The organism is Rhizobium sp. 05N49 (genome assembly GCF_056396805.1).
On the sequence record NZ_JBFTME010000006.1, the window covers coordinates 311,417 to 328,993 of the forward strand.

Genomic DNA, 17,577 nt, shown 5'->3' on the forward strand with positions numbered 1-17,577 from the left:
TCATGGAATCAGCAGCGTCGTTCCGGTTGTTTTTCTTGTTTCCAGATCCGCGTGCGCCCGCCCAACCTCACGCAGCGGATAGGTTTGGTTGATATTGATACGCACTTTGTTGCTCTGCACAACATCAAATAGATTGTTTGCACAATCGGTCAGTTCCTGACGCGAGGCAATATAAGTGAAGAGCGTCGGGCGCGTGGCATAGAGAGAGCCTCTCTGGGCGAGGTGCGCCATCGTAAAATTCTCGATCGCGCCCGAAGATTGACCAAACGATGCGAAGAGGCCGCGTGGCTTCAGGCAATCCAGTGATTGTGGGAAAGTGTCTCGGCCGATCGAGTCATAAACCACGTCGACGCCCTTGCCCCAGGTGATCTCCCGCACGCGTTCTGCGAAGTTCTCGGTCTTGTAATTGATGACATGATCATAGCCATGTTCGAGCGCCAGTTGGACCTTGTCGGCGGAGCCTGCCGTGCCGATGACGGTTGCGCCGAGCGCCTTTGCCCACTGGCCGGCAATGAGGCCGACGCCGCCGGCTGCGGCATGGAAGAGCAGCACGGTTTCAGGGCCGACCTTGAACGTACGGTTCAGGAGATACTCGGCCGTCATACCCTTCAGCATCATGGCGGCTGCTGTTTCCAGGCTGACACCGTCGGGCACCTTCACCAAATGTTTCGTCTCGATATTGCGCTCAGCGCTATAGGCGCCATCAGAGCCCGCATAAGCAACGCGGTCGCCCACGGCAAAATCAATCACGCCGGGACCGACTGATGTCACAATGCCGGCAGCCTCCTTGCCGGTCACAAAGGGCAGATGCGGAGCCTTGTAGGTGCCGTCGCGGAAATAGACGTCGATGAAATTCAGGCCGATCGCTTCCTGGCGTACCTGTACCTGACCTTGGGAAGGCGGCGGCAGATCGATATCGACATATTCGAAAACTTCGGGTCCGCCATTTCTGAAAAAAGAAACCGCCTTCGTCATTGCCATCGCCGTTTACCTCACTTGCGTCCGAGCGCAGGGAAGAATTGGAGCACACCGCCGATGACGTAAAGGTAGATGCCGCTCACGATGAAGAGAACGACTGCCCATTGCGGCATATCGAAATGCTTCAGCAACGAATAGGCGCCGAGTGCCGACCAGAGCAGGAAGATGCCGAGGTTCAACGGGCGCAGCCGCTGGACGCGCACTGGATGCAGGAAGTTGATCGGCAGGAAGGTGAGGACCACCGAAACGGTGACGACGATGAAGGCCGTCATCTCGCTCGCGTGCATGACAAAGAGTGTGAAGATGACCATGTTCCAGACGACCGGGAAGCCCGAGAAGAAATATTCCTCGGTCTTCATGCCCATATCGGCATAATAGATGGCGCTCGAAACGACGATCATGCCGGCGGCGACGAAGGACCAGGGCTCGCCGATCATGCCGCTCTGATAGAGCGCAAAGGCCGGCAACAGCACATAGGTCACGTAGTCGATAATATTGTCGAGCGTATCACCCGACCAGTTGGGCAGCACTTCCTTGACACGCACCTTGCGGGCAATCGGGCCGTCAATGCCATCGACAAGAAGGGCCAGACCCAGCCACCAGAACATATCGACGAAGCGGTGCTCGGCAGCCGCCACCACGCCGAGAAACGCGAGAAAGGAACCGGAGGCCGTCAGAATATGGACGGAAAATGCGCGCATTTCCGCGTATGGAACGCGCTTATAGTTGAAGATTTTCATGTTCCCCCGTAACCACCTGTCGCGCCCGCGTCGCGGTGGGCGTCGTTTTTATTGAAGCATGCGACGATCTTTCGGATCGCTCGCCACGCTCTATCTTTTTACTTGCCGCGTGTCCTTAGCGCAAAACCGCCGAACTGTTTTGTGAGACATGCTTTAATATGCATCCTTTGAATAGCTTAGCCAGTGCAAAAGCGACAGTTCATCACAGCACTGATTCCTGACAATGACATGCATATTTCGCTCCCCAGCCATGCGATGGAATGGATTGCCTTTAATTCAACGGGGTTTTGTAATATCTGCCTCGCATGTAATGATCTTCTTGCGAACGACGAGTCCGATATCGAAATGAACGCACCCGCAAAGACCGAAGAATTCGCTTCCGCCATCCCCGCCGGCGTCTATGCCGAGACGGTGCTGAGCGTGACGCATTATACCGACCGGCTCTTCCGCTTCACGATGACCCGGCCAGACGGCTTCCGTTTCCGTTCGGGCGAGTTTGCGATGATCGGCCTTATGGTCGAAGGCAAGCCGGTTTTCCGCGCCTATTCGATCGCAAGCCCGGCATGGGCAGAAGAACTGGAATTCTTCTCCATCAAGGTACCGGATGGCCCGCTGACCTCGCATCTGCAGCTCATCAAGCCGGGCGACCAGGTGCTGATGCGCAAGAAGCCGACAGGCACGCTTGTTCTCGATGCGCTGACCCCCGGCAAACGTCTCTACATGTTCTCGACCGGCACGGGCATTGCACCGTTCGCGAGCCTGATCCGCGATCCGGAGACCTATGAGAAGTTCGACGAGGTCATCCTCACCCATACGGCGCGCGAGATTTCCGAGCTGAAGTATGGCTTCGACCTCGTCCACGAGATCCAGAATGACGAACTCCTCCAGGAAGTCGTCGGCGACAAGCTGCGCCATTATGCGACCGCCACCCGCGAAGATTTCGAATATCGCGGCCGTATCACCGACCTGATCTCCTCCGGCAAACTCTTTACCGATCTCGGCGTTCCGCCGATCGATCCGGCTATTGACCGCGGCATGATCTGCGGTTCTTCCGCCATGCTGAAGGACACCAAGGAGCTCCTGGAAAAGGCCGGCCTCGACGAGGGCGCCAACAGCAAGCCCGCCGAATTCGTGATTGAACGCGCCTTCGTCGGCTGAGGCTGTAATCCCGATCCACAGGCAACGGCTCCGGAAACGGGGCCGTTTCTATTTCTGGCTCAGATAATCGATGAGGTCGGCCATGGCCTCGCGCGCCTGCTCGGCCTCGCCCTGATGAATGGCCTTGATGACCGTAACATGCAGGGAGATAGAGCGATCCATCCGTTCCGGATTGGCGGTCGAATACCAAAGACGGCGGGAATGGGTCTGGACCGGCCCCAATGCGGCGATCATGAAACTGTTCGGACAGGCGTCCTCAAGGATCTCGTCAAAGGCCTTGTCGGCGGCGAAGAAGCCCGCGAGATCGCCGCGGACGGCGCATTCCTCCATCGCCAGCGCGCAGGCGACAAGCCGTCCCCTCTGCTCCTCGTTGGCCGTATCTGCCACTAGAGCCGCAGCAACCGGCTCCAGCTTGCGGCGCACCTGCATGACATTGGCGTGGTCTTCAGCATGAATTTCAGCAATCTGCAGACCGACACGCGGCTTGACCAGTATCAGCCCCTGCCAGGCAAGCTTCTGGATTGCCTCCCGCACCGGCGTGCGGCCATGGCCAGCAAGATCGATAAGCTGCTTTTCGGTCACCAGCGCACCCGGTGCCAAAGCCAGCGTCACGATAGCGTGCTCCAGCGCCAGATAGGCGAGATGGCTTAGCGATTCCTGCATGCGGGCGAATCCGAGGCTGATATATCAATACTGGCACGGTTGAATGCCGAAGACAAGTTATCCTGATATATCAAAGCCATGCCCTGCGCGAGAGCATTCTCTCTACTCGTGGCGCAATGCCTCGATGGGATTGAGCTGGGCTGCGCGCCTCGCCGGAAAAAAGCCGAAAATCATGCCGATAGCCGCCGAGAAGACGAAGGCAATGAAGATGATGAGCGGACTGACTACGAAGGGTACATTGAGGAAGCTGACCGTACCGTAGGCAAGCGTCAGGCCGAGCATGATGCCCGCTATGCCGCCGAAGAGTGACAAGGCGACAGCCTCGACAAGGAATTGTGTCAGCACCTGGTTTTCAAGCGCGCCGATCGCAAGGCGGATACCGATCTCGCGGGTGCGCTCCGTCACCGATACCAGCATGATGTTCATGATGCCGATGCCGCCAACGAGCAAGCTGACGGCGGCGACCGCTCCAAGCAGACCCGTCAGCAGCGTGGTGGTTCCGGTCATGGCTTCAGCGATCTGCGTCATGTCATTGACGTTGAAATCGTCCTGACGGCCGGGAATGATCTTGCGGCGTTCACGCAGCAGGTTCTCGACATCGGCCTGGACCTTTGAGGTAGAGACGCCGTCTCGCGCCGAGATGAGGATCGTCGGCACATTGGAGGTGCCGCTGATGCGGCGCTGGAAGACCTTGACCGGCATGATGACGGCATCATCCTGGTCGTTGCCCATGCCGGACTGGCCGCGCTTTGCCAGGACGCCGATGACCGGGCAGGAAACCTTGCCGACACGGATCAGCTGGCCGGTCGGATCCGCAGCCCCGAAAAGCTGCTCTCGCACGGTCTCGCCAATGATGCAGCGCGACTGGCCGCGCTCTTCTGCCGGCGTGAAATTGCGGCCAAGCGCCAGATCCCAGTCCTGTGCGATGAAATAGTCGTTGGTCGTGCCATAGACCGTGGTTGAATGGTTCTGGCCGCCGAAAATGACGGTTGCCGTCGACTGGTTGGAGGGCGCAACCGCTCGGAGACCCGGAACCTGATCACGGATCGCCTCGACATCCTTCAGCGTGAAGCGCCGCGCCTCGGAACTGGCACGGCCGGGTCCGAACTGACCGGGACGCACGAAGAGCATGTTGGTGCCGAGACGTGACAGCTCGGTCGAAACCTGCGCAGTCGTACCGTTGCCGATCGTAACGAGCGCGATGACGGCGGCAACGCCGATGACGACACCGAGTACGGTGAGGAAGGAACGCAGCAGATTGCGGCTGATCGCGCGAAGCGCGAGCTTCAGCGTTTCAAAGAACATGTTCCGCCCTCCGCTGATGCTCTACTTCGGTTTCCAGCTTGCCGTCGACGAAACGCAACAAGCGCCCTGCATAGGCAGCAATATCGGGCTCGTGCGTGACCATGACGATGGTGATGCCCTGTTCGCGGTTCAGCCGCGTCATCAGGTCCATGATCTCGATGCTGGTCTTGGTATCGAGGTTGCCGGTCGGCTCATCGGCGAGCAGCAAGGCCGGCTCGGTGACGATAGCGCGGGCGATTGCCACACGCTGCTGCTGGCCGCCGGAGAGTTCCTGCGTCTTGTGATGTTCCCTGCCCGACAGACCGACGAGGCCGAGCGCTTCCCTCGCCCGCTTGCGCCGCTCGCCGACCGCCATGCCGCGATAGATCAGCGGCAATTCGACATTCTCGACCGCCGAGGTGCGTGACAGCAGATTGAAGCCCTGGAAGACGAAGCCCAGCATATGCCGGCGCAGCAGCGTCAGCTGGCTGCGGTCAAAGCCGCCGGTCGAAATGCCCTGGAAAACATAGTCGCCTGAGGTCGGCACATCGAGGCAGCCGAGTATGTTCATCGCCGTCGACTTGCCGGAACCGGACGGCCCCATGATGGCGACAAATTCATGGGTGCGGATTGAAAGATCCACGTGGTCGAGCGCGCGGATTGCCGCAGCACCCTCGCCGTAAATCTTCGAGACCTGCCTGAATTCCAGAAGCGGCGGGCRTTCCATCATCGGCTCCCGTCAGTTCGTCCGCGTCGCGGTGTCGGTGATGATCGCATCCTTTTCGGTAAGCTCGCCGGAGGTGACCTGCGTGAACTGGCCATCCGAGGAGCCAACCTGGATCACGACGGCTGCGGGATGGCCGTTGCGCAACACCCAGACCCGGCGCTGCGTGCCGGTCAGTTTGGCATCACCGCCACCACCGCTGCGGAGCGGACGCGGCGGGCGGAACAGGCTGAAGATACCACGGCCGCCACGGCCTTCTGCCTGCGGCGGAGCGTAACGCAGGGCCGCGTTCGGGACCATCAGCGTGTCCTTTACGGCTTCGACGGTGATATCGGAGGTCGCCGTCATGCCGGGGCGCAGAAGCAAGTCGGCATTATCGACCGAAAGCACCGCCTTGTAGGTGACGACATTATTGACCACCTGAGAGGCAAAGCGGATCTGCTCGATGACGGCCGGGAAGGTGCGGTCGGGATAGGCGTCGACTGTGAACTTTGCCTTCTGGCCGACGGCGATCTGGCCGACATCGGCTTCGTCGACATCCACCTGCAGCTCCATCTTCTTGAGATCGCCGGCAATGGTGAAAAGCACGGGCGCCGACAGCGAGGCAGCAACAGTCGCACCCGGATCCACCGAGCGGGTCAGGATCACGCCATCGATCGGCGCGACGATCTTCGCCTTGCCAAGATTGACCTCGGCAAGCTGCAGGTCCGCCTCCGAGGCCAGGACCTCGGCCTCGTTGATATCCTTGGCGGCGACAGCCGAGTCATATTTATAGGTCGCGTCGTCAAGGCTCTGCTGCGTGGAGACGTTGCTCTTGACGAGGCTCTTCAGGCGGTCGAGCGAGGTCGCGGCCGATTGCATATCGGCATTCGCCTTGACCACATTTGCCTTTGCCGAGTTGAGCTTGGCGCGCGAGCTCTTGACGTCTGCCTCCAGCTTGTTGGTATCGAGTTCGGCCAGAATATCGCCTGCCTTCACTGCGCTGTTGTAGTCGACATTGACCTCACGCATCGTGCCCGACAATTCGCTCGATATATCGACTTGCTGGGTCGGCTGGACCGAACCTGTGGCAGTGACAAGCACTGTAAGATCGCCTCGCTTGACAGGCTGGGTCGTGTAGCTGATCTCGGAACGGCTGCGGCCCGTGTAGAAATAGGCGGCCGCGGCTGCGGCGAGGATTAGGAGCACCAGCGCGATCAGGCGTCCGCGCCAGCGCCGGCCCCTGCTCTGCCGGCCAGCGGCCAGCACGGCAGCAAGATCGGCGTTTGCGCCATTTTTGGAACCGGTCTCTTTACCAGCCTCCAGATTGTCCATGTCATCCTCGAAATATGCTTCGCCATGCCTGGCCTGTTCGCGCCAGAATAATCACAACGAACATGAACCCAACATTACCGATGCCCTGATGATGGTACGGAAATGCGGCTGAATTTCATGAAATATTCGTAAGGAAACAGCTGGATAGCGCGGCAAGTGCAAGCTGTTCCGCAGCAAGCCCGCGGGCTCGACGCCAATATTCCGGGTTCCGTCCGGTGCAGCGATTTCTGCGCCGCTTCCCGTTAATTAGAGCGATCCGCGGCACTGAAAAGACCGCGGCATCGCCCAGACCCTAGCGTGAGGGAAGGATCGCAGCGCCGCCCGCAGCCTGAACCGCCAGGCTGCCCATGGCAATGCCTTCGCGCAGGCAGATATCGGCGCTCGCGCCGCCAAGCCAGGCATGGATGAGCCCGGCATTGAAGGCATCCCCTGCTCCCGTCGTATCCACGACCTTGACGGTGGGAGCATTCTGATGGAGCCGGACGCTGGCGGCCGCGAAATAAGCGCCGCCGGCGCCTGCTTTCAGCGCGACGGCCGGGAAGCGCTCGGCGAGCCTGTCGAGCGCTTCTGTCGGATCGGAACGTCCGGTAATCGCTATGGCTTCCTCGACATTGGGAAGGAAGAGATCAATGCCTTCGCAGCGATCGAGGAAATCCTGCTGGTAGATCAGGGCCTCGTCCCAGCTCGGGTCGAGCGATACCGTAAGCCCGTTTTCCCTGGCTTTCGCAATCAAGTGGGGGATTTCCGCAAGGGTTGCGAATTCGGCGATGTGCAGGTGACGCGCCTCGCTCCAGGCAAGCGCCTCTTTGAGCGTTGCAGGTTCAGCGCTGCCAGCGCGGCGCGACAAAAAGGCGCGTTCCTCGCCATTGTTGATGGCGACGGTAACCTGCGGACCAGCGTCGACCGCCCGGTCGAGAAAGCGCAGATCGACCCCACTTGCCTGCAGTTCGCCCGCCAGACCGTTGGAAAGTCCGTCCGTTCCGAGGCGGGAGAGCAAGGCGGTCTTGCGGCCGATATGGGCGGAATAAGCGGCCATGATGAAAGCGCCGCCGCCTGCGGCAATGCGCAGGTCATCAGCAAAGAGCTCGCGCCCGAGAACGGGCATAGTCTCCAGACCTGTGAAAATCAGGTCGCAGTAGGTCCGGCCAATGCTGAGCACCGCCGATCGCATGTCACTATCAGATGTCATTGGCGCCCGAGGGCCTTTTCCGTTTTTGCATCGAAAACATAGAGAGCACCTGACGCTGCATGGGCAGTCACCGCGCTGCCGACGGCCGGTATCACTTTACCGGGGGCCGTAGCAATCACCGATGTCCCGGCGACATCGAAATGCACCAGCGTTTCGGCGCCAAGCGGCTCGACGGCCGTCACCGTGCCCGAGAGCGACAGAACGCCGGCCTCCTCGCCAATGACAAGATCATGCGGGCGCACGCCGATCAGATGCGGACCGCCCTGCCCGATGCGCAGACCATCGGCTGCCGCCGTGCCCGGAAGCAGGTTCATCGACGGGCTGCCGATGAAGCGTGCGGTAAAGACATCGGCGGGGTTCTCGTAGATATCCATCGGCGTTCCCGCCTGCAGGATGTGGCCGTCCTTCATGACAACGATGCGGTCAGCCATGGTCATGGCCTCCACCTGATCGTGCGTGACATAGACGATTGTCGTGCCGAGCCGCTGGTGCAGGCGCTTGATCTCGATGCGCATCTGGGTGCGAAGCTGGGCATCGAGGTTCGACAGCGGCTCATCGAAGAGAAAGGCCGAGGGGTTGCGGACCATGGCGCGGCCGATCGCGACGCGCTGGCGCTGGCCGCCTGACAGTGCTGCCGGGCGGCGGGCGAGATAATCGGTCAGGCCGAGGATCTGCGCCGTCTCGTCGATGCGCTTGTCCTTTTCCACCTGCGACAGCTTCGAGGTGTAAAGGCCGAAGCCGATATTCTGGCGTACGCTCATATGCGGATAGATGGCGTAGTTCTGAAACACCATGGCGATATTGCGCTGTTTCGGCTCGCGCTCGTTGACCACCTCGCCGCCGATTTTCAGCGTGCCGCCGGATATGTCCTCCAGACCGGCGATCATGCGAAGCGTCGTGGATTTTCCGCAGCCGGATGGGCCGACGAAGACGACGAACTCACCGTCGGCGATCGCAAGATCGATGCCGTGGACGACATCCAGCTTGCCGTAGCGTTTGACGAGCCCCTGCAGTTCGATATTTGCCATCAGGCGGCCCCCATCAATGCCGTGAATCTGGTTTGAAGTTCCTCGGCAGCGGCGGCTTCGCGCGCTGCGTTTTCCTGCGCATCTGCGGCGAATGCGGCAGCCTTTTCCTGGTAGGCTGCAAGCGCATCCGCCATCGGTGCCGGCGCGGGACCGCCGAAACGGGCGCGGACGGCAACGAAATGTTCCGGCGAAACGATCTCGGCAAACTGTGCCTTGTCGATGCCGGGTTTGCGGCCGGCCAATTCCTCGAAAGCTGCGAGGAAAGGCTGATAGCCGTCGTCCGAAAGACCGCCGCCCTTGGCGACGACGGCGCGGGCGACCGTCGCGGCAATCTCATGCGCCTGCCGGAAGGACAATCCTTCGAGGCGGACCAGCGAATCCGCGAGTTCGGTGATGGTGATGCAGGAGCGGCGGATATTGTCGGCCACACGCTGCGGATCAATGCTGATCTGCGCGACGAAGGCTGCCAGCAGGTCGAGCACGCGTCCGGCAGAATGGAACGCCTCGTAGCCCATGTCCTGCGTTTCGCCCTCGCTGTCGTTCATGTCGGTGAACGGCGTATTGTGCATGACGTCGAGCACGGTGCGGGCGCGACCAAAGGTCTGGCTTGCAAGATGGCGCATATGCTCGATCGGCACCGGATTGCGTTTCTGCGGCATGATCGAGGAGATCTGCACCAGCGCATTGGGAACATAGATCTGGCCCACTTCGAAACTCGTCCAGAACTGGAAATCCTGGATCAGGCGGCCGAGATGCAGGAACATCAGCTCGATCGCGCTGTAGGTCGAGGTTGTGTAGTCGACCGCGGCGATGCAGCTGTAGGAATTGCGCAGCGGCGCGGCAAAGCCCAGCAGTTCGGCGACGCGGGCGCGATCGATCGGGAAGCCCGACGTGGTGATCGCTGCAGCACCCATGGGGCTCAGGTTGACGATCTCACGCGCCTCGGCAAAGCGCTCGATATCGCGGATCAGCACTTCGATCGCCGCCGAAAGATAATGGCCGAAGGTTGTCGGCTGGGCCGGCTGCCCGTGCGTATAGGCAACGATCAACGTCTCCTTTTCCCAGTCGGCTGCCGCAATCATGGCATCGAGGAGCGTACGCGCCTTGACCATCAGAGCGTCGATGCGCTCCTTCAGGCCGAGCTTGAACAGCGTGTGGTCAATGTCGTTGCGCGAGCGCGCAGTGTGCAGGCGACCGGCGATATCGACGCCGATACGGGCCTTCAACTCCTTCTCGATGAGGAAGAAGAAGTCTTCGACCTCGCCGGTATAGACGAGTTTTTCCGGGTCGATGTCGCGATCGATCGCTTCGAGTGCGGCGGCGATCTTGCCGGCCTGTTCGCGGTCGAGAATGCCGGTTTCAACCAGCATGACGAGATGGGCACGGTCGATGCGGCGGATACCGTCGACATGATGCGTCTTGGCGCCATCGAAGAGCGGCTTCAGCACCGTTTCCTTGTAGACAGGGTCAGGAAAGACGCTCCTGTCGGCAAGGCGTGGATTGGTTTCGGTCATGTCTTATCCCTTCAGACCGGCCAGCATGACGCCGCGCACGATGTAGCGCTGCAGCACCAGGAAGACGAGCAGCGTCGGCAATGTCGCGAGTGCCGCACCGGTCATGATCATTTCCCATTGGATGGATTGCTCGACGGCAAAGCTCGAGAGGCCAACCGGCAGCGTATAGAGTTCGCGGCTGGTGGTGACGATCAGCGGCCAGAAGAAGGCCGTCCAGTTGCCGAGGAAGGTGAAGATGGCGAGCGCTGACAGCGCCGGCGTGACCAGCGGCATCGCCACCTTCCACCAGATCTGGAATTCGTTCAGGCCGTCGATGCGGGCAGCCTCGAGGAAATCGTTCGGGACCGTCTCGAAGAACTGCTTCATCAGGAAGGTGCCGAAAGCGGTCATCATGCCCGGGAACATGATGCCCCAATAGCTGTCCAGCCAGCCGAGCTGTGCCGACATCAGATACCAGGGAATGACGAGCATTTCCGTCGGGATCATCAGCGTCGAGAGGATCGCCAGGAAGATCAGGTAACGGCCGCGGAATTCGAACTTGGCGAGCGTATAGCCGACAAGGCTGTCGAAGAAGACGTTCGAGAGCGTCACCGTGCAGGCGACGATCGTCGAGTTCAGGAACCAGCGCATGAAGCGGCCGTCGGAGAGAACGGTGATGTAGTTCTGCAGCGTCGGTTCGGCCGGGATCAGGCGCAGGTCGTAGACTTGGCCTGCCGTCTTCAGCGAGGTCGAGAACATGAAGAGCAGCGGCGAGACCATGATGAGGCCGCCGATGAAGAGCAGCGTCCACGTGATAATGGCGCCGGGGCGGATATTGGCTTTCGGCAGCGGTGCCGCGGTATTCGTGGTCACGGCACTCATTTGCGCTCCCTCAATATCCAGAGCTGCAGCAGGGAGACGCAGAGCAGGATGGCGAAAAGTACTACCGTTTGAGCTGCCGCATACCCCATGTTGTAGGATGAAAAGGCCGTCTGGTAGATCATGAGAACCAGAGGCTTGGTCGATCCGAGCGGGCCGCCGGGATCGTTGGTCGTCATGTTGTAGACCTGGTCGAAGATGCGCAGGAAGCCGATCGAGGAGAAGACCACGAGGAAGACGGTCGTCGGCTTCAGGAGCGGCAGCGTGATCTTCCAAAGGATCGGCCATTCGCCGAGGCCATCGATCTTCGCGGCCTCATAGAAGGTGCTCGGGATGGCGCGAAGGCCGGCCATGAAGATGATGATCTGGAAGCCGAGGCCAGCCCAGATCGAGGTGACCATGATCGACGGCAGCGCCTGATCGACCGAGCGGATGAACTGCTGCTGCGGCAAGCCGATCATGCCGAGCACGTCATTGATGACGCCGATCGGGGCCGGCTGGTAGAACCAGCGCCAGACCCAGGCCATGGCGGCCGCCGTCGTCAGGAACGGCAGGAAATAGAGCGCGCGGATCAGGCCGTGCAGGAAACGCACGCGATCCAGGAAGAAGGCCACGACGAAAGAGATGATGAGGCTCAGCGGCGTGCCGATGATGAGATAGGTGAAGGTATTGCGGAAAACCTTCCAGAATTGCGGGTCGTTATAGAGCTTCACATAATTGGCGACGCCGATGAATTTCGGCGGTTTCATCAGATTCCAATTCGTGAAGGACAGGTAGAAGGCCTGCAGCGTCGGATAAAAGCGGATCACGCAGTAAAACAGGATCGGCAGGGCCAGGAATGTCCAGACCCAGACAAGGCGTTTCTGGCGCATCGTCAGCCGATCCCAGAACGATCCGGCGGGACGGCTGACAGCCGCCCCTTCCGTATTCGCGGGTGCGGAGCTCATGGCCGTCCCTTATTTGCTCTTGGCGTTGTCGATGATTTCCTGCTCGGCGGTTGCGGCCTGAGCAAGGGAATCCTCGGGCGACTGGCCTTCAAGCAGAACGCGGTTGACCATATCGATGGCGTTCTGGCGCTGACCGGCTTCATCCACGAAGAGCGAAGTGTGCGAATAAGCGAGTGCCTTCAGGAACGGCGCATAGATCGGGTTCTTGAGGTTTTCGTCGGTGAGAGCAGCCTCGCGACGAGCCGGCAGTTCGCCAACCGTGCCGAGCCAGATCTTCATGGCTTCCGGCGAGGTGACGTAAGCGAGGAACTTCTTGGAGGCTTCAAGCTTTTCGCCGGAGACCTTGGCGCCGATGCCGTTGGCGAAATAGCTCGCATAGTTGGAGCGCAGGCCGTCAGCGTTGGCGGGAAGCTCGGTGACGCCCCATTCGAAGTCCTTGATGCTGCCGAAGGAGCCGAGGCGGAAGGTGCCGTCGATCGTCATCGCCGCCTTGCCGCCGCGGAAGGCTGCCTGGCCCTCATCCATGAAGCCGGTCTGACCGACCTTCTTTTCAGTCTGCAGGCTGGTGTAGAATTTCAGCGCCTTGATGCCGGCATCGCTGTTGTAGGTGACCTTGGAATAGTCAGCAGTATAGGGCTCGCCGCCAAACTGGCGGATCAGTACCTCACGCCACCACTGGTGATCCTGGCCGCCCATATCGAGCGTCGTGCCTTCGACGGCAACGTTGCCGGCGGCGTCGCGCTTGACGGTCTTTTCGGCGGCGGCGACGAATTCATCGACCGTCTGCGGCGGCTTGTTCGGGTCTAGGCCTGCTTCCTGGAAGAGCTTCTTGTTGTAGAAGAGCGCCAGCGAGCGTACGGCGGTCGGCAGGCCGTAATAATCGTCGCCACGCTTCATCGCCGTCACGATCGGGAAGAAATCCTTCTCGATCTGGTCATGCGGGAAAGCGTCTGTCGGCAGCGGCTGCAGCAGGCCGCCGGCGATGAACTGGTCGAGCCAGCCATAGAAGAGCTGCATCACGTCAGGGCCATTACCGGCGAGATTGGCGGCAACGACGCGTGTCTGGTAATCGGCATAGGGGAAGGTCGTCTGCTTGACGGTGATGTCGGGATTGGCCTTTTCGAAATTGGCGATCAGCTGGTCCATCGCCTTGACGCGCGTATCATAGACATACTGCCAATATTCGATTTCGACCGCCTGGGCGCTGTTGACCGCAACCATGCTGATGCCGGCAAACAGGCCAGCCAATAAGATTCCGCGACGCATAATCTATTCCTCCATTGCCCGAGCCGGCATCCTTCCGCTCGCGCTCATCTGGTTCCCCAGGGCATCCCGCACATCGGCAGCGCCCCGATTTGATTGGCTCGGAAAGATGGAACTGAGGCTCCTCTTCCTCGGCATCGCACTGCGACCCTTTCAGGCTGGTTCGGATGGGTGGCTTTGTCAATAAGATAATTTAGTTTAATTATTCTATTGCTCGCTTCATGATATCGGCGCTATCCATACCGGCAGAGACGAGGGCGGAGAGATGACACGGCAATCCGGCAAGCAGCAGATCGCGATGGGCAAGAACCCCGAGCGCAGCCGCGACCACAATCGTCGTGTCGTGCTCGATGTCGTGCGCATGCACGGATCGCTCGGCCGCATGCATATCGCCAAGCTGACACATCTGACCGCGCAGGCCGTTGCCAACATCGTTGACGAACTCGTCGACGAACAGCTGCTGATGGAGATTGGCCGGCTGCGCTCCGGCCGCGGCCAGCCACCGATCCAGTTTGCCGTCAATCCTGACGGAGCGGTGACGATCGGCGTCGAAATCGCCGCCGACCATATTGTGACGACGGTGCTCGATCTCTCGGGAAAAGTCCGTTCCGAAACGATCATGCCGGTTGTGAATACCAACCCGGAACATATCGTTCCGCTTTTCGCGGGTGAAGTGAAGAAGGTGCGCAAGCGTTTCCCGTCGAAGCTTCTCGGCATCGGCGTGGTCATGCCCGGCCCTTTCGAAATCGAAGGCATGAGCTCGGTCGGCCCCACTACCCTGCCCGGCTGGAGCAGCATCAATCCGGCCGCGGTTCTGAGCGAAGCCAGCGGCGAGACCGTCATCGTCGAAAACGACGCGAATGCGGCGGCCGTCGGTGAAAGACTGTTCGGTTCGGGCCGCGCTATCTCCAATTTCTGCATGATCTATTTCGGCGTCGGCGTCGGTCTCGGGCTCATCCACGACGGCGCGCCCTTCCGTGGAGCCTTCGGCAATGCCGGCGAAATCGGCCACGTCGTTGTCGCGCCGCGCGGCAAGCCCTGCCCTTGCGGCCAGCGCGGCTGCCTGGAGCGCTATGCCTCGCTGCATGCACTGAAGGAGAAGCTCGCCGAGGCCGGCCATGAGAATACCGATTTTGCGGCCATTGAAGTGCTGCACCGGGAGGGCAATTCCGTCGTGAAGGAGTGGATCGCGGAGACCGCGGACTATCTTTCGCCGATGGTGGCAATGCTGGAAAACGTTCTCGACCCGGAGACCGTCATCCTCGGCGGCGCCCTGCCCGACGCCATTATCGACGATATCGTCGCGGCCATGCAGACGCTTCCAGTCTCGGTCGCCAGCCGGCGGACGCGCGCGCTGCCGCGCGTCATTCGCGGCCAGACCGGCCAGTTGACGGCCGCACTCGGTGCCGCCGCCCTGCCGCTCTTCGAAGCCGTCACCCCCAAACTCGACATATCACCGACCGCCGCCGATAACGCAGCTTGAGATGCGCCGCCGGTCTGCCCCAATGGAGGAACCATGCTGACCGACCGAGATCGTATTGAGAAACAGAAGCGGAGCCTTTCGCTGACGCGGCTGCACCGGGCACTCTCCCGCCTGACCTCGACCGTCACCATGATGAATACCGGCGCCCATCCCGATGATGAGCATAACGGCCTGCTCGCCTATCTGCGCCTCGGCCTCGGCATGCGCGTCGTCGTCGCCTGCTCGACCCGCGGCGAAGGCGGGCAGAATGCACTTGGTCCGGAGCGGCTCGGCGCGCTCGGCATACTGCGCAGTCGGGAGATGGAAGAGGCAGCCCGGGAACTCGACGCCGATATCCATTGGCTCGGCCACGGCCCCGAAGATCCAATCCACGATTTCGGCTTCTCGAAAAACGGCGACCGGACCTTCGACCGCTGGGGCGAAAAGCGGATCGTCGAGCGGCTGGTCCGCGCCTATCGCCAGGAACGTCCCGATATCGTGCTGCCGACCTTCCTCGACGTGCCAGGACAGCATGGACACCATCGCGCCATGACGCGGGCGGCGGAGACCGCCATCGGCCTTGCCGCCGATCCCGCCGCCTTTCCGGAACATTTCGAAGAAGGCCTGACGCCCTGGCAGGTAGCCAAATTCTACCTGCCTGCGTGGTCTGGCGGCGGTGATACCTATGACGACGAAGTTCCGCCACCAGCCACGACATTGCCGCTCACTGTCGCGAGTTTCGAGCCGGTCAGCGGGGTCAGTTACAGTCATATCGGGGAGTGGTCGCGCTACTACCATGCCTCTCAGGGCATGGGCCGCTGGCGTGATATCGGCCACAATAGTTGGCCACTGCACTTAAAGCTCAGTGCCGAGGGAACTGTTGCAGAAAGCGCTATCCTCGATTCGCTTCCCTCTAGGCTGGCTGATCTCGCGCGAGAAACGGACTTGCCGCAGGGTGTCGTCGATGCGCTGATGCGAGCGGATGGCGCAATCGGCAAGGCGATCGAACGTTTTCCGGAACGATCCGCCATCGTGAATGCGTTGCTGCAAGCGGCGTGTGAGATCGAAAAGGCGCTCGAACAAGCATCCGAGGCATTCCGCGGAGCTCACGAGCATCGCCTGCGGCGCAAGCTTGTCGAAATCGATGCAGCCCTTTGCGAGGCCGAGCAGGTCTTCGTTCGCGCCGTTGCCGAGCCGGCCGAGCTTTCGCCTGGCGCAATCGGCAGGCTGACTCTTCATCTCAGCGGCAACGCCGGCGCTGCAGTCGTCAATGCCGATGCAAGATTGCCTGACGGCATTTCGGCAAGCCTGAAAGAAACCTCACCGCTGCAAATCGCCTATGAGCTGACGTCGACAGCGGACGCGCCGCTGACCCTGCAGTATCAGCCGGGATGGTCGAGCCTCGGCGGCAATGGCAATGCTTCCGTCGATATCAGGGCGCAGATCGGCGGCCGTTCGGTCACAGTGGCCGTCGATCTCGAAGAGCCGCTCGTTATCGCCCCACGGCACTCGCTGACCCTTCAGCCCAATGCCTTCATCATTCCGGTAGAAAGCGATGGGCGGAAGCTGACCATGAAGGCTGCATCAACGGGGCATGTTGGCCTTTCCACGCCGCCCGGCTGGACAATCAGCCAGGCTGATGGCGCGACCACCCTTTCAGCTCCTGATGTCATAACACCCGGCCTCGTCACCATCACGCCGCTCGTGGACGGGCAACCGGCCATGCGCATCTCGCCGATCGCCTATCCGCATATCGGCCATACGAGCTTCCGCGAACCGGAACTGCTGCGGGTTCTGGCCCTCGACCTCAAACTGCCTGAAGGCGCCAAAATCGGCTATGTCGGCGGCGGCGCAGATCGCGTCGGCCTGTGGCTTGGTCGCATGGGGCTCGACGTCATTGAACTCGATGCTCAGGCTTTGTCAGGCGATCTTTCGCGCTTCACGACCATCGTCGTCGGCATCTTCGCCTTCGGCATCCGCAAGGATCTCGCGGCCGCGACTGCCCGCCTGCATCGCTTCGTCGAAGAGGGCGGCCACCTGCTAACGCTTTACCATCGCCCTGTTGATGGCTGGCAGCCAGATGCGACGCCACCGAAACGAATCGACATCGGGTCGCCCTCGGTCCGCTGGCGTGTGACCGATCCGACGGCAGAGGTGACCGTGCTGGAGCCTGACCATCCGCTGCTGCGGGGTCCGAACAGAATCACATCGGCAGACTGGGATGGCTGGGACAAGGAGCGCGGCCTCTATTTTGCTGCCCGCTGGGACGACGCCTATGTGCCGCTGCTTGCCATGCATGACCCTGAAGAGCAGCCGCTCAAGGGTGCCTTGATATCAGCAGAGATCGGCAAGGGCCGACATACACATACGAGCCTTGTGCTACATCACCAGCTCGACAAGCTGACATCTGGCGCCTTTCGGCTGATTGCCAATCTCGTGCAGCCCGCCTGAGGCA

General features: G+C 60.8%; 15 protein-coding genes. 3 read left to right on the plus strand and 12 right to left on the minus strand.

The genetic code is table 11. The features are described from left to right. On the minus strand, positions 1-981 hold the full coding sequence (locus AC1DF8_RS15125; RefSeq protein WP_478154054.1) for a quinone oxidoreductase family protein: 981 nt from the start codon (positions 979-981) through the stop codon (positions 1-3). Between the two features lie 11 nt (positions 982-992). Then, the gene (gene pcsA, locus AC1DF8_RS15130) at positions 993-1,718 is read right to left on the minus strand and encodes a phosphatidylcholine synthase (RefSeq protein WP_112547195.1); all 726 of its coding nucleotides are present in this window, start codon (positions 1,716-1,718) and stop codon (positions 993-995) included. 345 nt (positions 1,719-2,063) lie between these two features. Here pcsA and AC1DF8_RS15135 point away from each other — a divergent pair, with 345 nt between their 5' ends. After that, complete coding sequence (locus AC1DF8_RS15135; RefSeq protein WP_478154055.1) at positions 2,064-2,876, plus strand: ferredoxin--NADP reductase; 813 nt, start codon at positions 2,064-2,066, stop codon at positions 2,874-2,876. 48 nt (positions 2,877-2,924) lie between these two features. On the opposite strand, the gene AC1DF8_RS15140 is transcribed toward AC1DF8_RS15135, so the two are convergent. The 10 genes from AC1DF8_RS15140 to AC1DF8_RS15185 form a co-directional block, all read right to left on the minus strand. Continuing rightward, positions 2,925-3,539: a GntR family transcriptional regulator gene (locus AC1DF8_RS15140; RefSeq protein ID WP_113117104.1), complete on the minus strand. Its 615-nt coding sequence runs from the start codon at positions 3,537-3,539 to the stop codon at positions 2,925-2,927. 102 nt (positions 3,540-3,641) lie between these two features. Continuing rightward, on the minus strand, positions 3,642-4,844 hold the full coding sequence (locus AC1DF8_RS15145) for an ABC transporter permease (RefSeq protein ID WP_112547193.1): 1,203 nt from the start codon (positions 4,842-4,844) through the stop codon (positions 3,642-3,644). After that, positions 4,834-5,550, minus strand: a complete 717-nt coding sequence (locus AC1DF8_RS15150; RefSeq protein ID WP_478154090.1) for an ABC transporter ATP-binding protein — start codon at positions 5,548-5,550, stop codon at positions 4,834-4,836. The genes AC1DF8_RS15145 and AC1DF8_RS15150 overlap by 11 nt, the downstream gene beginning before the upstream one ends. 12 nt (positions 5,551-5,562) lie before the next feature. Next, positions 5,563-6,861: an efflux RND transporter periplasmic adaptor subunit gene (locus AC1DF8_RS15155; RefSeq protein ID WP_112547191.1), complete on the minus strand. Its 1,299-nt coding sequence runs from the start codon at positions 6,859-6,861 to the stop codon at positions 5,563-5,565. A gap of 292 nt (positions 6,862-7,153) precedes the next feature. Further along, entirely contained in the window at positions 7,154-8,050 is an 897-nt protein-coding gene (locus AC1DF8_RS15160; RefSeq protein WP_478154056.1) for a carbohydrate kinase family protein, read from the minus strand. Further along, positions 8,047-9,078, minus strand: coding sequence for an ABC transporter ATP-binding protein (locus AC1DF8_RS15165; protein ID WP_112547189.1), 1,032 nt, complete (start codon positions 9,076-9,078; stop codon positions 8,047-8,049). Before AC1DF8_RS15165 ends, AC1DF8_RS15160 begins: the two co-directional genes overlap by 4 nt. Then, on the minus strand, positions 9,078-10,592 hold the full coding sequence (argH, locus tag AC1DF8_RS15170) for an argininosuccinate lyase (protein ID WP_478154057.1): 1,515 nt from the start codon (positions 10,590-10,592) through the stop codon (positions 9,078-9,080). The genes AC1DF8_RS15165 and argH overlap by 1 nt, the downstream gene beginning before the upstream one ends. Positions 10,593-10,595: 3 nt before the next feature. Next, positions 10,596-11,453: a carbohydrate ABC transporter permease gene (locus AC1DF8_RS15175; RefSeq protein ID WP_112547187.1), complete on the minus strand. Its 858-nt coding sequence runs from the start codon at positions 11,451-11,453 to the stop codon at positions 10,596-10,598. After that, positions 11,450-12,397, minus strand: a complete 948-nt coding sequence (locus AC1DF8_RS15180; protein ID WP_478154058.1) for a carbohydrate ABC transporter permease — start codon at positions 12,395-12,397, stop codon at positions 11,450-11,452. Before AC1DF8_RS15180 ends, AC1DF8_RS15175 begins: the two co-directional genes overlap by 4 nt. A gap of 9 nt (positions 12,398-12,406) precedes the next feature. Further along, entirely contained in the window at positions 12,407-13,663 is a 1,257-nt protein-coding gene (locus AC1DF8_RS15185; protein ID WP_478154059.1) for an extracellular solute-binding protein, read from the minus strand. A 262-nt stretch (positions 13,664-13,925) separates the two neighbouring features. Between AC1DF8_RS15185 and AC1DF8_RS15190 the strand changes: the two genes are divergently transcribed. Both AC1DF8_RS15190 and AC1DF8_RS15195 read left to right on the plus strand, forming a co-directional pair. After that, positions 13,926-15,143, plus strand: coding sequence for an ROK family protein (locus AC1DF8_RS15190; RefSeq protein WP_478154060.1), 1,218 nt, complete (start codon positions 13,926-13,928; stop codon positions 15,141-15,143). A 33-nt stretch (positions 15,144-15,176) separates the two neighbouring features. Then, positions 15,177-17,573 (plus strand): PIG-L family deacetylase, encoded by a 2,397-nt coding sequence (locus tag AC1DF8_RS15195; RefSeq protein ID WP_478154061.1) that lies wholly within the window; start codon positions 15,177-15,179, stop codon positions 17,571-17,573. The last annotated feature ends 4 nt before the right edge of the window (positions 17,574-17,577 follow it).

Bases quoted from the DNA above. Each gene is read 5' to 3' on its own strand.
- pcsA (WP_112547195.1), bottom strand. From the start codon at position 1,718: ATGAAAATCTTCAACTATAAGCGCGTTCCATACGCGGAAATGCGCGCA.
- AC1DF8_RS15185 (WP_478154059.1), bottom strand. From the start codon at position 13,663: ATGCGTCGCGGAATCTTATTGGCTGGCCTGTTTGCCGGCATCAGCATG.
- AC1DF8_RS15180 (WP_478154058.1), bottom strand. From the start codon at position 12,397: ATGAGCTCCGCACCCGCGAATACGGAAGGGGCGGCTGTCAGCCGTCCC.
- argH (WP_478154057.1), bottom strand. From the start codon at position 10,592: ATGACCGAAACCAATCCACGCCTTGCCGACAGGAGCGTCTTTCCTGAC.
- AC1DF8_RS15140 (WP_113117104.1), bottom strand. From the start codon at position 3,539: ATGCAGGAATCGCTAAGCCATCTCGCCTATCTGGCGCTGGAGCACGCT.
- AC1DF8_RS15195 (WP_478154061.1), top strand. From the start codon at position 15,177: ATGCTGACCGACCGAGATCGTATTGAGAAACAGAAGCGGAGCCTTTCG.
- AC1DF8_RS15165 (WP_112547189.1), bottom strand. From the start codon at position 9,078: ATGGCAAATATCGAACTGCAGGGGCTCGTCAAACGCTACGGCAAGCTG.
- AC1DF8_RS15190 (WP_478154060.1), top strand. From the start codon at position 13,926: ATGACACGGCAATCCGGCAAGCAGCAGATCGCGATGGGCAAGAACCCC.
- AC1DF8_RS15135 (WP_478154055.1), top strand. From the start codon at position 2,064: ATGAACGCACCCGCAAAGACCGAAGAATTCGCTTCCGCCATCCCCGCC.
- AC1DF8_RS15160 (WP_478154056.1), bottom strand. From the start codon at position 8,050: ATGACATCTGATAGTGACATGCGATCGGCGGTGCTCAGCATTGGCCGG.
- AC1DF8_RS15145 (WP_112547193.1), bottom strand. From the start codon at position 4,844: ATGTTCTTTGAAACGCTGAAGCTCGCGCTTCGCGCGATCAGCCGCAAT.
- AC1DF8_RS15155 (WP_112547191.1), bottom strand. From the start codon at position 6,861: ATGGACAATCTGGAGGCTGGTAAAGAGACCGGTTCCAAAAATGGCGCA.
- AC1DF8_RS15125 (WP_478154054.1), bottom strand. From the start codon at position 981: ATGGCAATGACGAAGGCGGTTTCTTTTTTCAGAAATGGCGGACCCGAA.
- AC1DF8_RS15175 (WP_112547187.1), bottom strand. From the start codon at position 11,453: ATGAGTGCCGTGACCACGAATACCGCGGCACCGCTGCCGAAAGCCAAT.